General features: G+C 68.6%; 13 protein-coding genes. 4 read left to right on the top strand and 9 right to left on the bottom strand.

Going from position 1 to position 15,734, the window contains the following annotated elements; genetic code table 11:
* Both G6N49_RS01690 and G6N49_RS01685 read left to right on the top strand, forming a co-directional pair.
* Positions 1–426 (top strand): YybH family protein, encoded by a 426-nt coding sequence (locus G6N49_RS01690; protein ID WP_011561401.1) that lies wholly within the window; start codon positions 1–3, stop codon positions 424–426.
* A gap of 116 nt (positions 427–542) precedes the next feature.
* Positions 543–1,067: an Rv2253 family sensor-like surface protein gene (locus G6N49_RS01685; RefSeq protein ID WP_011561402.1), complete on the top strand. Its 525-nt coding sequence runs from the start codon at positions 543–545 to the stop codon at positions 1,065–1,067.
* Between the two features lie 102 nt (positions 1,068–1,169).
* On the opposite strand, the gene G6N49_RS01680 is transcribed toward G6N49_RS01685, so the two are convergent.
* Together G6N49_RS01680 and pruA are read right to left on the bottom strand one after the other, a co-directional pair.
* Positions 1,170–2,126, bottom strand: a complete 957-nt coding sequence (locus G6N49_RS01680) for a proline dehydrogenase family protein (protein ID WP_011561403.1) — start codon at positions 2,124–2,126, stop codon at positions 1,170–1,172.
* A 3-nt stretch (positions 2,127–2,129) separates the two neighbouring features.
* Positions 2,130–3,758 (bottom strand): L-glutamate gamma-semialdehyde dehydrogenase, encoded by a 1,629-nt coding sequence (pruA, locus tag G6N49_RS01675; protein ID WP_011561404.1) that lies wholly within the window; start codon positions 3,756–3,758, stop codon positions 2,130–2,132.
* A gap of 83 nt (positions 3,759–3,841) precedes the next feature.
* Between pruA and G6N49_RS01670 the strand changes: the two genes are divergently transcribed.
* Entirely contained in the window at positions 3,842–5,506 is a 1,665-nt protein-coding gene (locus G6N49_RS01670) for a PucR family transcriptional regulator (RefSeq protein WP_011561405.1), read from the top strand.
* Here the strand turns inward: G6N49_RS01670 and G6N49_RS01665 are convergent.
* The 7 genes from G6N49_RS01665 to mshB all read right to left on the bottom strand — a co-directional run bounded on the left by G6N49_RS01665 (position 5,407) and on the right by mshB (position 13,808).
* Positions 5,407–7,155: an acyl-CoA dehydrogenase family protein gene (locus tag G6N49_RS01665; protein WP_011561406.1), complete on the bottom strand. Its 1,749-nt coding sequence runs from the start codon at positions 7,153–7,155 to the stop codon at positions 5,407–5,409. The two genes, G6N49_RS01670 and G6N49_RS01665, sit on opposite strands and share 100 nt — an antisense overlap.
* Before the next feature lie 30 nt (positions 7,156–7,185).
* Positions 7,186–8,271, bottom strand: a complete 1,086-nt coding sequence (gene dapC / locus G6N49_RS01660; protein ID WP_083045198.1) for a succinyldiaminopimelate transaminase — start codon at positions 8,269–8,271, stop codon at positions 7,186–7,188.
* Between the two features lie 55 nt (positions 8,272–8,326).
* A complete protein-coding gene (fdxA, locus tag G6N49_RS01655) occupies positions 8,327–8,650 on the bottom strand; it encodes a ferredoxin (RefSeq protein WP_011561408.1) in 324 nt (107 codons plus the stop codon).
* Positions 8,651–8,966: 316 nt separating this feature from the next.
* A complete protein-coding gene (locus tag G6N49_RS01650; RefSeq protein WP_011561409.1) occupies positions 8,967–9,515 on the bottom strand; it encodes a YceI family protein in 549 nt (182 codons plus the stop codon).
* Positions 9,516–9,686: 171 nt separating this feature from the next.
* Entirely contained in the window at positions 9,687–12,266 is a 2,580-nt protein-coding gene (locus tag G6N49_RS01645; protein ID WP_011856642.1) for a bifunctional FO biosynthesis protein CofGH, read from the bottom strand.
* 121 nt (positions 12,267–12,387) lie between these two features.
* Positions 12,388–12,834: a hypothetical protein gene (locus G6N49_RS01640; protein ID WP_011561411.1), complete on the bottom strand. Its 447-nt coding sequence runs from the start codon at positions 12,832–12,834 to the stop codon at positions 12,388–12,390.
* A 113-nt stretch (positions 12,835–12,947) separates the two neighbouring features.
* The gene (gene mshB, locus G6N49_RS01635) at positions 12,948–13,808 is read right to left on the bottom strand and encodes an N-acetyl-1-D-myo-inositol-2-amino-2-deoxy-alpha-D-glucopyranoside deacetylase (protein WP_406540109.1); all 861 of its coding nucleotides are present in this window, start codon (positions 13,806–13,808) and stop codon (positions 12,948–12,950) included.
* 445 nt (positions 13,809–14,253) lie between these two features.
* Between mshB and G6N49_RS01630 the strand changes: the two genes are divergently transcribed.
* Complete coding sequence (locus tag G6N49_RS01630; protein ID WP_225892165.1) at positions 14,254–15,444, top strand: hypothetical protein; 1,191 nt, start codon at positions 14,254–14,256, stop codon at positions 15,442–15,444.
* Positions 15,445–15,734 lie beyond the last annotated feature (290 nt).

Here is a 15,734-nt window from a genome sequence, read left to right as displayed (position 1 = left end):
ATGACTTACACCCGGCCGCCGGGTCATATCGGTATGAGCACCGAGACAACGATCCGCCAGCTGATCACCCGATGGGTCGACGCCGTCGCGGCCTGCGACATCGACGGCGTGCTGGCCGACCACGATCCTGACATCGTGATGTTCGACGTGCCGCCGCCACATACCGGCGTACGCGGCCTCGACGCCTACCGCGGCACCTGGCCGGACTTCTTCGAATTCCTCCGCGGCGGCGCCAGGTTCGAACTCCTCGAACTGCACGTAACCGCGGGCACCGACGTGGCGTTCGCATACGGCCTGCTGCGGTGCGGCACCCAGGAGATGTGCGACCAGAACCCCGACACCCGGCTGAGGATGACCATCGCTCTACGCCAGCACGACGGTCGCTGGTACGTCACCCATGAACACCACTCCTTCTGCATGACGTGACCCCCGACGCGGTAACAAGATCGACAATTTCGGGTAACAGCGCAGGTCAGCCTGAATTCCACTGCTACGCTGGCGCTTCCGGCATGAAGAGTGTCATGAAGAGTGCGAGGCAGACGATGGCTACCCGTCGAGCGTTAGTGGCGTTGTCGACCGCCGCCGTCGTGTTGCTCGCCATGGTCGGTACGCTCGTCGGCCCGTTGGACACCGCATCCGCGGCTCCCGTCGGCCAGATCTGGACGGGCAGGTTCTCCGTGGTGAGCTATGCCTCGCAGAAGGCCGGCACCAGCCCGGCGGCCCAACAACCCGAAGCCGACTTCACCGGTCAATACGTCTTCAAGACCGACTGCTCGAGTGGGGTGTGCATCGCCACCGTGGTCAGTGGTCCACGCTCGTCGAATCCCACCGTTCCGCAACCGCTTCGCTACACGTGGGACGGCGCCCGTTGGACGCAGTCCTACGACTGGCAGTGGGACTGCTTCATGGGCGACGGCGTACCGAAGGTATGGGCGCCCGCGCGCAGTTTCGTCTACTACGTGCCGCAGCGCGACGGTTCACTCGAAGGCAGTTGGCGCACCGACATCCTCGGCGGCCCGTGCAGCGGCAACGTCACCATGGCCGTCGCGGCCTTCCCGGTGTGGTGACCCACCTGACGGCGCCCGTGGCCTGACCGACTCCACCGCGTTCCCCCGAACCCAAGGCGGGCACGGCCAGACACGGCGCCGATCATGATCATGACAGACGTGTCAGCGACCCGCCAGGGCTCTCAGGAAGAACGCCATGTTTGCCGGCCGTTCGGCGAGCCTGCGAACGAAGTAGCCATACCACTGCGTGCCGAACGGAACATACACGCGAACAACGTTTCCGGCATCGGCCAGCCGTTGCTGCTCCTGGTCACGGATGCCGTACAGCATCTGATATTCGTAACTCCCGGATGCCCGTCCCTGCGCCGCCGCCAGCCCCGGCACCGCGTCGATCACCACCGGATCGTGTGACGCCACCATCGGATACCCGCGTCCTGCCATCAGCGTCTCCAGACAGCGCAGATAGTTGTCCGTGACCTCGTCCGCATCGCGGAACGCCACTGAAGCCGGTTCGTCATACGCCCCCTTGCACAACCGGATCCGCGCCCCGGAGGCGGCGAACTCCGCACAGTCGGCCTGCGTGCGGCGCAGGTAGGCCTGCAGCACCGTGCCCAACCAGTCGAACTCCGAACGCAACTCGCGCACGATCGACAGCGTCGAGTCGGTGGTCGTGTGGTCCTCGGCATCGACGGTCACCCACGCACCGACGCGTTGGGCGTGCGTGCAGATCGTGTGCGCGTTCTCCAGTGCGATCTTCTCGCCGTCCCGCGGCAGCGCCTGACCCAGCGCGGAGAGCTTCAGCGACACCTCCAGCGGCCTGACGGCACCGGCCGGCTCGTCCCGGCGGCCAAGTGCGTCGAGCAGTTTCACGTACGCCTCGACGGTCGCGTTCGCGGTGTCGACGTCGGTCACATCCTCGCCGAGGTAGTCGACGCTGACCATGCGGCCCGAGTTCCGCAGTCCCGTAACGCAGTACATCGCCTCTTCGACGCTTTCGCCAGGTACGAAGCGGTGCACCACATTCCGTGTCACCGGCAGCCGCTCCGCCGTGTGCCGCAGCGAGTCCGACCGGGCGGCCGCCAGGATCACCGGACGTGCTACGCGCTGGAAGGCACCCATTGCTCACACCTCCATGTGGGGATAGTCGTGGTCGGTCGGCGGGACGAAGTTCTCCTTGATCGACCGCGCCGACGTCCACCGCAGCAGGTTCATCGGCGACCCCGCCTTGTCGTTGGTGCCCGATGCGCGCGATCCGCCGAACGGCTGCTGACCCACCACCGCGCCGGTCGGTTTGTCGTTGACGTAGAAGTTGCCCGCGGTGTGGCGCAACCGCTGCTGGGCGGTAAGCACCGCGCTGCGATCGTCGGCGATCACCGCGCCGGTCAACGCGTACTTCGCTCCGGTGTCGACGACGCCGAGGATGCGCTCGTAGTCGTCGTCGGGATAGACGTGCACCGACAGGATCGGCCCGAAGTATTCGGTGCTGAACGACTCGTCGGACGGATCGTCGGAGAGCAGCACCGTCGGCCGGACGAAATAGCCCTCGCTGTCGTCGTACTCGCCACCGACCGCGACCGTCACCGAGGATGCGCTCTTCGCCCGCTCGATCGCCGCGACGTTCTTGGCGAACGACCGCGAGTCGATCAGTGCCCCACCGAAGTTCGACAGGTCGGTGACGTCGCCGTAGCGCACCGCCTCGGTGGCCGCGAGGAAGTCGTCACCCATCCGCTGCCACACCGAGCGAGGGATGAACGCCCGAGAGGCCGCCGAGCACTTCTGCCCCTGGTAGTCGAACGCGCCACGGATCAGCGCCGTCCGCAACACGTCCGGTTGTGCGCTCGTGTGTGCGACGACGAAGTCCTTCCCGCCGGTCTCCCCGACCAGACGCGGATAGCCGTGGTAGCGCTCGATGTTCGCACCGACCTCACGCCACAGATGCTGGAACGTGGCCGTCGACCCGGTGAAGTGGATGCCCGCCAGCCGCGGATCGGCCAGGGCCACATCGGACACCGCCCTACCGTCGCCGGCCACCATGTTGATCACGCCGTCCGGCAGGCCCGCCGCCTCGAGCAGCTGCATCGTCAGGTACGCGGCGAACGTCTGCGTCGGCGACGGCTTCCACACGACGGTGTTGCCCATCAACGCCGGCGCCGTCGGCAGATTCCCGGCGATCGCGGTGAAGTTGAACGGGGTGATCGCGTAGACGAACCCCTCCAGCGGCCGGTAGTCGGTGCGGTTCCACACCCCTCGGGCGCTCACCGGCTGCTGTGTGAGGATGCCGCGGGCGAACGCCACGTTGAACCGCCAGAAGTCGATCAGCTCGCACGCGGCGTCGATCTCGGCCTGATAGGCCGATTTGGACTGGCCGAGCATGGTCGCCGCGGCGAGCTTCTCCCGCCACGGCCCGGCAAGCAGATCGGCCGCGCGCAGGAAGACCGCCGCGCGCTCGTCGAACGGCGTCGCCTCCCACGCCGGTTTCGCGGCGAGCGCGGCGTCGACGGCGGCGCGGGCGTCGTCGTGCGAGGCGTTGGCGAACGTGCCCAGCCGCTCGGCGTGCCGGTGCGGCTGCACGACGTCCATGCGCTCGCCGTCACCCATGCGGTGGTGGCCGCCGATGACGTGCGGCAGATCGAGGGGTGTGGCGGCCAACGCGTCGAGGGCGTCGGTGAGGCGGGTGCGTTCACCCGACCCGGGGGCGTAGTCGTGCACCGGCTCGTTGGCCGGCAGGGGTACGTCGGTGATCGCGTCCATGGCTCAAGAATCCCCGAGACGAGACCTGCGTCACTTAGCCGATCGGCCAAAGAAACACCGCCAGGCCATTACGATCGGACAATATGCGCGCCGCCCGGATCCGGCTCGGCGAGCTGCTGCTGGCGCTGGATCGCACCATGGTCACGCTGCAGCAGGCGCCGCGGGGTCTCGACCTGCCGGTGGCCTCGGTCGCGCTCGTCGACGCCGACGACGTGCGGCTCGGCATCGCCCCATCGGCGGGTAACGCCGACCTGTTCTTCCTCCTCGGCGTCCCGTCGGACGACGCCGTGCGCTGGCTGGCCGCGCAACCACGCCCCCCGGTGGCGGTGTTCGTCAAGGACCCGGCGCCCGAACTCGTGCGGCACGCGATAGCGCGCGGCGCGGCCGTCGTCGCGGTCGACCCGCATGCCCGCTGGGAACGGCTGTACCGCCTGGTCAACCAGTTCTTCGACCACCGCGGCGACCACGGCGATCCGCCGCTGCCCGGCGGCACCGACCTGTTCGGTCTCGCGCAGTCCATCGCCGACCGGGCCCGCGGCATGGTCAGCATCGAGGACGCACAGTCGCACGTCCTCGCGTACTCGGCGTCCAGCGAGGAGGCCGACGAGCTGCGCCGGCTGTCGATCCTCGGCCGCGCGGGACCGCCCGAGCACCTGGCCTGGATCGGGCAGTGGGGCATCTTCGACGCGCTGCGAGCCGGTCGCGACGTGGTGCGGGTGGCCGAACGGCCCGAGCTCGGGCTGCGCCCGCGTATGGCGGTCGGCATCCACCTGCGATCGGGGGCCCGTCGCACACCCACGTTCGCCGGCACCATCTGGCTGCAGCAGGGTTCGGCACCGTTCGCCGACGACGCCGAGGAGGTGTTGCGCGGCGGGGCGGTGCTGGCGGCGCGGGTGCTCGGCAGGATGGCGGCGACCCCGTCCACGCACACCCTGCGGGTGCGGGAGTTGCTCGGGCTGTCCGACACCGACACCGACATCGGCGCCATCGCCCGCGAGCTGGGCGTCGACGCCGACAGCCGCGCCGCGCTGATCGGCTTCGGCACAGCGGCGCCCACTCCTCCCGCCGATGTCATCGCGCTGAGCGCCACGGCATTTCGCGCCGACGCCCAGGTCGCCTCGGCCGGTGACCGGGTGTACGTGGTGCTCCCCGAGATCGGCGCGCCGTCGGTGACGTCATGGGTGCGCGGCGTCGTGGGTACGCTGCGCCGTGAGGCCGGGTTGACGCTACACGCGGTGATCGCCGCGCCGCTGCCCGGGCTGGCCGACGTCGCGGCCTCGCGAGCCGAGATCGACCGCGTATTCGACAGTGCCGCACGCCATCCCGGCGCCATCGGACAGATCACCTCGCTGGCGGACGCCCGTGCCACGGTGCTGCTGGACGAGATCGTCGCGCATGTCGCCGGCCGTCCCGGGCTCGTCGACCCGCGGGTGCGGACCCTCCGTGAAAAGGATCCGCTGCTGGCCGAGACGCTGCACGCCTACCTCGACGGCTTCGGCGACATCGCGGCCGTCGCAAGTCGGATGCACGTGCACCCCAACACGATTCGCTACCGGGTCCGGCGCATCGAGACGCTGCTCGGCACCTCGCTCGACGACCCCGACGACCGGCTGGTGCTCGCCCTGGGTCTTCGCGCCACCGAAAGTGCTCAGCCGCTGAACGCGCCGTCGACCAGCTCGTCGAACCGCTCCAACGCCTCGTCGCGATCGTCGTCGATACCGCGCAGCGGGCCGGGATCGTCGAGGTAGCGCCGGGCATACAGCCGGGCGACCAACGCTTTCCGCTCACCGCCGCGTTCCGCGCGTTCCCACGCCGCCTGCTCGGTCAGCAGAGCGCCCGCATACACGTCGGCCATGAACTGCGCCAGCGGGAACAGGCGTGCCTCGGCGACCGCACCGTGGAGCTTCGTCCAGGCCGTGATCGCGGCGTCGAGATCGTCGACGCGCCGGGACACCAGCGCGGTGGTCGCCTCGTCGTCGGACACCGACACCGCGTCGTGCAACCGGCTCAGCAGCTGTTCGTGCGCGTGAGCGCGCCGGATGCCGCGCGCGACGTCGAGGCACAGGATGTTGTCGGGGCCCTCCCAGATGGTGTTGACCTGTGCATCGCGCAGCAACCGGGCCACCGGCCAGTCCTCGATGTAGCCGTTGCCGCCGTGGATCTCGACCGCATCGGACGCGGCCGTGATGCCGAGCCGGCACACCTTGAGTTTGGTGACCGGCACCGCGATGCGCTGCCGCACGCGCCGCGGCTGACGGTGATTGGCCAGCCCCGTGCAATCGAACACCAGCGCCTGGGCGGCCTCGACGTCGACGATCATCTCGGCGAGTTTGCGCCGCATCAGCGGTTTGTCGATCAGCGCGGACCCGAACGCGTGCCGATTCCGCGCATAGGTCAGCGATTCGACCAGGGCGCGTCGCGCATTCCCGACGGCGAACAGTGCGATGCCGAGGCGGGCGGCGTTGGTGAGTTCCATCATCCGGCCCAGCCCCTTGCCGTCGGACGGTCCCGCCTCGGTGCTGGGCTCACCCGAGAGCAGGAACGCCTCGGCGTCGACGAACTCCACCTCTCCGGAGGCCACCGAACGGGTGCCGAGTTTGTTCTTCAGCCGCCGGATGCGCACCCCGTTGCGGGAGCCGTCGCGCCGGGTGCGCAGGACGAGGAACGAGGCGACACCGCGCCCGGAGTCGGGCGCTCCCTCGGGTTTGGCCAGGACGACGAAGGCCTCACCGTCGCAGTTCGACGCGAACCACTTGAACCCGTCGAGCCGCCAGGCATCGCCCCGGCGGGTCGCCGTCGTCTCCAGCGCGCCGAGGTCGGAACCTCCGGTGCGTTCGGTGAGCATCTGGGCCGTCTCCCCCGCCCACTCACCGGACTCGAACTTCGCGAGCACGTGGTCGCGTACGTCGGCGGGTGCATACGCGGCCACCAGGGCAGCCACCATGCCGCCACCGGTGCCCAGCGCGCAGCCCAACCCGATGTCGGCCTGGTTGAGCAGGTAGTTCGCGGCGAACATCGGGATCGACGAGCGGCCCCCGGCGGCGCGCATATCGTCGCGTAGCGCCTGTTGGGCGTCGAGCACCGCGCGCTTGGCTGCGGTGAACGACGGTGGCATGACGACCCGGCTGACGTCGTGGCCCCACTTGTCGTAGCGCTCCAGCCGCGGCGGGTTGCGGTCGGTCTCCTCGGCCCATCGGGCGACCGCACCGCCCATCAACTCCCCGATGCGCGTCAGATGTGTTTCGGCAACGGGCAATTGGTCCGGCGGCACGTAGTAGGCGAGCGTGAACTGCAGCGTGGGATCGGTCGTGTACCAGTTCAGGCCGACGGCCCCGGCGAAGCGCTCGGTGCGGTAACGCTCGGCTTTGTCGGCGGTACTGAACGGAAGCCGGTCCACGGCATCGACGGTATTACGGGTGCCGGCGGGCTAACCCTGATTCGCCGAAAGCCGTTCGGCGGCGGCGGCGATCCGCTCGTCGGTGGCGGTCAGCGCCAGTCGGACGTGCTGTGCGCCGCGTGGTCCGTAGAACTCCCCCGGCGCGGCGAGGATCCCGAGCCGCGCCAGCCGGTCGACCGTCTGCCGGCACGGTTCAGCGCGGGTGGCCCACAGGTACAGCCCGGCCTCGGAATGGTCGACGGTGTAACCGGCGGCCTTCAGCGCGGGCAACAGCACCTCGCGGCGGCGCGCATAACGCTCGCGTTGCTCGCGTTCGTGGGCGTCGTCGTCGAGGGCGGCCACCATCGCCGCCTGCACCGGGGTCGGCACCATCATCCCGGCGTGCTTACGCACCGCGAGCAGTTCGGCGATGACCGCCGGGTCGCCTGCGACGAAGCCGGCGCGGTAGCCGGCCAGCGACGACGTCTTGGACAACGAATGCACGGCCAGCAGGCCGGTGTGGTCGCCGTCGCAGACCGAGGGGTGCAGCACGGAGACCGGTTCGGCGTCCCAGGCGAGGCCGAGGTAGCACTCGTCGGAGGCGACGAGCACCCCGCGGTCGCGGGCCCAGCCGACGACCTTGCGGAGGTGGTCGACGCCCAGCACCCGTCCGGTCGGGTTGCTCGGCGAGTTGAGGAAGATCAGCGCCGGCCGCTGCGGGCCCAACTGGGTGAGCGAATCGGCCCGGATCACCTGGGCTCCGGCCAGCCGGGCGCCGACGTCGTAGGTGGGGTACGCGAGTTCGGGCACCACCACCAGATCGTCCGATCCCGCCCCGAGCAGCGTGGGCAGCCACGCGATGAGCTCCTTGCTGCCGATGACGGGCAGCACGGCGTCGTCCCCCAGGCCGGTGATGCCGTAGCGGCGTTCGAGCGCGGCCTTCGCCGACGCCCGTAGCTCGGGTGTTCCCGCGGTCGTCGGATACCCGGGCGCGCCACTGGCCGCCGCGAGCGCCTCACGGATGACGGGCGCCACCTCGTCCACAGGGGTGCCGACCGACAGGTCGACGATGCCGTCCGGGTGCGCGCGAGCCTGCGCGCCGGCCGCCGCCAGCGTGTCCCAGGGGAACTCCGGCAGCTTCGCGGAGACCGCCCGGCGGGCTACCTCAGGGGCGGGTTCGTGCGGAGGCGTGTCAGTCCTCGCCCTGCGGGGGCAGGTCCTTCACGGCCTGCGGATCGTTGTCGGTCTGGCCGACCTTGGACGCACCGCCCGGGGAGCCGAGCTCGGCGAAGAAGTCCGCGTTGTACTGGGTGTAGGCACTCCACTGGTCCGGGACGTCGTCCTCGTAGTAGATCGCCTCGACGGGGCACACCGGTTCGCAGGCTCCACAGTCGACGCATTCGTCGGGGTGGATGTACAGCATGCGTGCGCCCTCATAGATGCAGTCGACGGGGCACTCCTCGATACATGCCTTGTCTTTAACGTCGACACAGGGTTCGGCAATGGTGTACGTCACCGGATTCTCCTCAGTGTTCCTCGGTCTAACTGTCCAGTGGGCTGCCGGATCAGGTCGGGCGCCCCGAGGCAGTTCCGCCGATCCGCCTGGAAGTATCCCAGCCGATACCTGGACGGTTGTCTCAGTGTGCCCTAACTTTCACGCGCCAACCCGGACTGGAGCCGCGCGTGGTTACTGATACTAAACGTCGCAGATACAAACCTGCCACCCGCCACACCTGATGCGCGTAAGCGATTGTGCGCTGGGACAACGCGTGGACAGAAACGACGCCACGGTGTCGTACACCGTGCGGCACCGTGGCGTCGGGAAGTCGGTATCAGGCCTGCTTGAGGGCTTCGATTTCGAGGGTGACGGTGATCTTGTCACCGACGACCGCGCCGCCGGTCTCCAGCGGGGCGTCGAAGTCGATGCCGAAGTCCTTGCGGTTGAGAACCACGGAGGCGTCGAATCCGGCAACCTCGCCGTGACCCATCCCCGGGTTGGTGCCGTTGAACTCCAGGTCGAGGGTGATCGGCTTGGTGACGCCCTTGAGGGTGAACTCGCCGTCGATGACGTAGCCGTCGCCGTCGGCCCGTACGCCGGTCGAGGTGAAGGTGGCGACCGGGTGGTTCTCGACGTCGAAGAAGTCGGCCGCGCGAAGGTGGGCGTCACGCTGTTCGTTGCGGGTGTTGACCGAGGCGACGGCGATCTCGGCGGTCACCGATGCGGTGCCGTCCTCACCCACCGTGATGGTCCCGCTGTAGTCGTCGAAGGTGCCGCGCACCTTGCTCACCATGAGGTGGCGGACGGAAAAGCCGATGGTCGAGTGCACCGGGTCGATGGCCCAGGTGCCTGCGCTCAATGCCGTGGTGGTTGCAGCGGTCATGTGTGTGTCTCCTCCGGTCGCGCGCCGGCCCGGTGCCGGCACTCCCCCGGTGAAACGGACCATGGTCCGGTTGTATTCCACCGGCTCCGCCGAACGTGCGTCCACTGCGAGATACCGGCCCGGAATTCGCAGTCAGCGCACGTTCGGCGCGAAGGCCTACTGCCCCGACGATCAGGCCGCCAGGGGTGCGTACGTGGTGGTGCGTTGCCGCGCCGGCCTGCCGATCCCTTCGGCGATCGCGACGAGTTCGGCGACCGTCTTGGCCGAGCCGTTCTCCGAACCGGCCATCCGCGAGATGGTCTCCTCCATCAGCGTCCCGCCGAGGTCGTTGGCGCCGCCCTGCAGCATCACCTGCGTACGTTCGACGCCGAGCTTGACCCAGCTGGTCTGGATATGAGAGATCCTGCCGTGCAACATGATTCGCGCCAGCGCGTGGACCGCCCGGTTGTCGCGGTGCGTCGGTCCCGGCCGGGCGCCGCCGGACAGGTACAGCGGTGAGGACTGGTGCACGAACGGCAGCGGGACGAACTCGGTGAACCCACCGGTGCGGTCCTGGATCTCGCGCAGCACCCGCAGATGACCGACCCAGTGCCGGGGCTGGTCGACGTGGCCGTACATCATCGTCGAACTCGACCGCAGCCCGACCTCGTGGGCGGTGGTGACCACGTCGATCCACATCGACGTCGGCAGCTTGCCCTTGGTCAGCACCCAGCGCACCTCGTCGTCGAGGATCTCCGCGGCGGTGCCGGGGATGGTGTCCAGACCGGCTTCGCGCAGCGCGGTCAGCCATTCGCGCACCGACAGACCGCTCTTGGTCACGCCGTTGGCGATCTCCATCGGCGAGAAGGCGTGCACGTGCATGGACGGCACCCGCTTCTTGACCGCCCGCACCAGGTCGGCGTAACCGGTCACCGGCAGTTCGGGGTCGATCCCGCCCTGCATACACACCTCCGTGGCACCGGCGACGTGCGCCTCCCAGGCGCGGTCGGCGACCTCGTCGGTGGACAGCGAATACGCGTCGGCGTCACCCTTGCGCTGCGCGAACGCGCAGAACCGGCACCCGGTGTAGCAGATGTTGGTGAAGTTGATGTTGCGGTTGACCACGAACGTCACATCGTCGCCGACGGTGTCGCGGCGCAGCGAATCAGCAAGCGCGGCAACGGCTTCCAGAGCAGGCCCGTCGGCGGTGGCCAACGCCAGGTAGGCGTCGTCGGACAGCGACGCCGGGTCGCGCTCGGCGGCGCGCAGTGCCGCCAGCACATCGGTGTCCACCCGCTCCGGCGCGCGTGCGGCCAGTTCGTGGACCTTCTCGCGGATCGACTCCCAGTCACCGAAGGCGCTGCCGAGGTCACTGCGGGTCTCGGTGAGCCGCCCCTCGCTGTCGATGGCCTCGTGCAAGTCGATGCGTCCCAGCGACTGCAGTGCCTCGTCGGGCTCCTGCCACGGACGGCCCTCCGGGTTGACGTCGAGGGCGAGCCCGGTCTCCGGATCGGCGAGCGCGTCGACGTGGCCACGCACGCGCGGATCGATCCACGCCGCACCGGCCTGTACGTACTGCGGTTGCGCGGTGAGCCGCTGCACCAGGTCGTAGCCGGCCTCGGCGGTCACGTCGGACAACTCGTCGAGGGCCGGCCACGGCCGTTCCGGGTTGACGTGATCGGGGGTCAGCGGTGAGACGCCACCCCAGTCGTCGACCCCGGCGGCGATCAGGGCCAGGCACTCGTCGCGCGACACCAGGTTCGGGGGCGCCTGGATGCGCATCTTCGGGCCGAGCACGAGGCGGGTGGTCGCGACCGTCGCGAGGAAGTCGTCGATACCGGCGTCCGGTGTAGACGCCATCGCGGTGTGATCCTTGGCCCGGAAGTTCTGCACGATCACTTCCTGGACGTGACCGAATTCCTTGTGCGACTTGCGAATCGCATGCATGGTCTCGGCCCGCTCGGCGAGCGTCTCGCCGATCCCGACGAGCAGACCCGTGGTGAACGGGATCGAGAGCCGGCCGGCGTCGTCGAGGGTGCGCAGCCGGACGGCCGGATCCTTGTCCGGGCTGCCGTAGTGCGCCAGCCCCTTGGTCTCGAACAGACGCCGCGACGTCGTCTCGAGCATCATCCCCATCGACGGCGCAACGGGTTTGAGCCGCGAGAGCTCCGACCAGCTCATCACGCCGGGGTTGAGATGCGGAAGCAGCCCCGTCTCCTCGAGCACGCGGATGGCCATCGCGCGGACGTAGTCGAGTGTGGAGTCATAGCCACGCTCGTCCAGCCACTGCCGCGCCTCGTCCCACCTGGCCTCAGGGCGGTCACCGAGCGTGAAAAGCGCTTCCTTGCAGCCCAATTCGGCGCCGCGACGCGCGACCTCGAGGATCTCGTCGGGCTCCATGTACATACCCGCACCCTGGGCGCGCAGGCGTCCGGGCACGGTGACGAACGTGCAGTAGTGGCAGGTGTCGCGGCACAGATGCGTGACCGGGATGAAGACCTTGCGGGAGTAGGTGACCGGCAGCCGCCCGGCGGGTCCGCGGCGGCCCGCCGATGTGAGCCCGGCATCGCGCACCCGCGCGGCGCTGGCGCAGAGATCGGCCAGATCCTCGCCGCGCGCGGTCATCGCGATCGCGGCTTCATCGACGTTGAGGGCGACGCCGTCCCGGGCCCGGCGCAGTACGCGCCTCATCGCGGCGGGGGTGGGCACTGCAGACTTCGGCGGGACCGCCGGGCTGGGAAGATCAGCGCCGTGCTGGGGGTTCAGGGCCACTCCCCTGTAACCCCGGCGATGGCAACTTTCATCCGCGTGTCTCACATCCTGGAAGCACTGGGTCCGGCATATCGGCCACAGTAGTCCGCGACCGGACGAGTCGGGCGTGGGCGGGGAGGTTTCAGCCGGTGCGGAGGCCGCGGCGCCAGAGCAGCCAGGCGGAGGGAGCGACGCCGACGGCGGTGTAGATCAGAACGCCGAAAGCCATGACGTCACGGCCTCCGAAGACGACATCCCCGCCCGGACCCCCGACCGTCAGGACGGCCAGGGTGGCCAGCCAGGCCCAGAGCGGTAACGCCGCGAGCCGGCCGGAGTCGGTCCACTGGAACGCCGCCCACACCAGCGCGGCGTTGACGGCGCCGACGACGAAGGCGCTCAGCGGGAACGGCGCGACGCCGATGCGCAGGGGCAGGAAGAAGGCACCGAGGACGGCGGTGAGCACACCGTCGAGGGTGAGCAGCGCCAGGATGACGCCACGGAGCAGACCTGCGGCCCGACGGGAGCCGCGCGGCGGTGCCGTCAGGTCGGGATGCTGTCGAGCAGCCCCACGAACGAACCGACCACCCACTGGAAGTTGTCGAGGCGGTCCTGCCAGTGCTGCAGGTTCGGATCAAGGTCGGGATCCATGAATGCCCCTTCGATGTCGCCGGATGCCGTGGAGCTTACCGCGCGCCGAATTCGCTACGCCAGGTTCACGCCGGCGAGCAGGTCGGTTTCCCAGCCGCGTGCGTCGCGTGGGCCCGGCGCACCGGAGACGAGTACATAGTGCTCCACGCCGGGGATCGGCATCGCGATGTTGTTCGACAGCGCGCAGGACTGGCCGTTGGGCGCGACCGAGATCTGCGTGGCGTGGGCGCGCATGGCGGCGACCTTCGCCTCGATGCTGTCGCTGACGTCGACGACGGCGTCGATCCGGTCGTCGGTATAGAGGAAAGGCACGTCGTCGACGCTGACCTGCAACCACTCCTCGGGGACGTCGCGGGCAACGGCGAAGGCGTCGCCCATCCCGCTCTTGGACATGACGGTCCAGTAGAACTTGGGCACCTGCCACTGCGCACGCTCGACGGCCGCGGTGGTGACGCGGTGGGTCTGGACGTGGTCCGGGTGTCCATACCCTCCGTCGGGGTCGTAGGTGACCACGACGTGCGGGCGGAAGTCGTCGAGGATCGCGGCGAGCAGGCCGGCGGCCTCGGCCATGTCGGCGTCGACGAAGCGCGGCTGGTGGCGCGCCGGGGTGTCGGCCATCCCGGAGTCGCGCCAATGGCCGGGGCCACCGAGGAAATGCGGTGCGTCCACTCCCAGCGCGGCGAGCGCGGCGGTGAGTTCGGCGATCCGGTAACCGCCCAACTGGTCGGCGTGGTCGACGGCGAGCTGGGCGTACTGCTCCCCGATCACCTCACCTTCCTCGCCGAGCGTGCAGGTGACCACGCGAACGTCCGCACCGCGGCGGACGTAATGAGCGATGGTGCCGCCGGTCGTGAGCGTCTCGTCGTCCGGATGGGCGTGGACGAACAGCAGGCGAGGGACGAGTTCTGACATCAGCGGTGAATCTACGCCAACGGCCCGCAGCGCCGAGATGACGCACGCGACCGCCGAATCGGCGAACATTTACACCCGACGACCCGCCCTATTCGCCGGATGTTCCTTGAATACGGATGTTCGCCCTTTTCGCTGGTAAGGCGGGCCGGCTGCGCGTGAGGCACAAATGATTGTCTTTTCGCAATCATCGACATCTGCAATCACAGCAATGTTCCGTCGGCACACGATGCCTCATGATCGAGACGTGAAGGGAGATCAAGGATTTCGAGACGATCAACCGACGCCGAGCGGATGACCCGGCAACCGCCCTGCACGCGAGCCCGCGCCGGTCGGTTTCTAAACGTGTGCAGCGACATTCTCAGGAAAGAACCATTTCATGCTGCTGTATTCTCAGGTCAGTCTCAGCTACTCTTTACCGATTGAACGCTGCGCACGTGGGGAGGGCGCCATGCGGCGGGCCATCGCCCCTTTTCTGGCCACCGGGGTCGTACTGTCCGGTGCGGCCGTGGTCGTGGCCAATCCCGTGGTCCCACTCCCCAGCGATATCCGCGTCTCCGCGTCGGACTTCACCGCCGACGGTGACCGGCTCGACGTCCTCGACCCCGAGTTCCTCGAATCCATCGGCGCCATCCGTCAGGACTGGCTGAGTTCCATAGAAGAACTGCAACGCCTCTTCAACGACGTGTCGAACACCGGCCGCGATTCCGTGATCTCCGCTTTCAGCGCCGGCGTCAGTGTCACCGAACCATCCGTCGCGCTGCCGGTCGAAGAGTTCACCGCGGCCCACGAGCGGACGCTCGTCCCCAACACAACGATTCCGCCCGGTGTCCCCAGCGAGACGCTCGAGGGCGTCGTCGGAGCGCTGACCGACATCGGCACCAGCTTCGGCGAGGCCGGCATCACGTTCGTCAAGCAGGTCACCCTGGTTCCTGCGGTGGCGTTCGTGCTGATGAAGCAGGTTGCGACGGGGTTGCTCACCGGGGAAATGGGGCCGATCGAGGCGCTGCACCGACTCATCGTCGAACCGCTCAGCGCTCTCCTGGTAGGGGATCCTGAACTCACCGGCATCGAGGCGATCGACAAGGCCTTCGCCGAGAGCGCGCTCAAGCCGCTCATTCGCGCGTTGATCCGGAATCTGCCGAAGCCACTCGGTAAGGAAGGCGGCCTGATCGATCAGGTCGACCAGACCGTGGACGGCGTCGTGGTCGACATCCGCGACGGCGTCACACCGCCATCGGCAGTCGGCGCGAAACCCCAGCAGGTGGAGTCCGGTACAGACCTGGAGGTGCCGCTACCGGCACTCGAGGTCGATCCCGACGGGGAGTCCGACACTCCGAGTGCGACGACGCAACCGGGAGCTCCCAAACTGCCGAAACCCGGTGAGTTGGCGCGTGAGCTCGGCGTCCGGGTTCAGCAGGGCGTTCAGCAGGGCATCGACAACTTCCACTCGACGATCAAGCGGTTCACCACTGGCGGCAAGAAGACCACCCCCGCCAAAGACGGCGACCAGGCCGGCGACGCGGGCGGACAAGGCGACACCACCGGCGGCAAGCAGCCCACCCCCGGATCCACGAATGACGCGTCTTCCCCGGCTGACGACAAGACAACGGTCGACCGCGAGACCGACTCTGAAAAGTAAGTAGCCGTCTCGAATCGTCACTGTGACGACTCGCTGTGCCGTGCGCGTGTTGGCTCCCGCGCGGGCCCGGAGCGGCCCCCGACGGAGCGCACCCGGACGTTCAGCAAGCCCTCGTGAACGCGTTTGTGCCGCCTACCTGACTGTTCGCTGCGTGCGGCTAAAAGAAGTTAACTGAGCGACTCAGCTGCTTCTCAGATTCGGAGATCTTTGACAAGGTGGCTAATCCATTAAGCGAGCAGAATTTGCCCGTCAGCTACCTGCCAGCAACGTCTTCTCAATAGCGCCTCAGC

The sequence above is a fragment of the Mycolicibacterium monacense genome (genome assembly GCF_010731575.1).
Lineage (GTDB): Bacteria > Actinomycetota > Actinomycetes > Mycobacteriales > Mycobacteriaceae > Mycobacterium > Mycobacterium monacense.
Note: the sequence above shows the minus strand (reverse complement) of the source record. Positions and strands in the feature narration are given on the sequence as shown.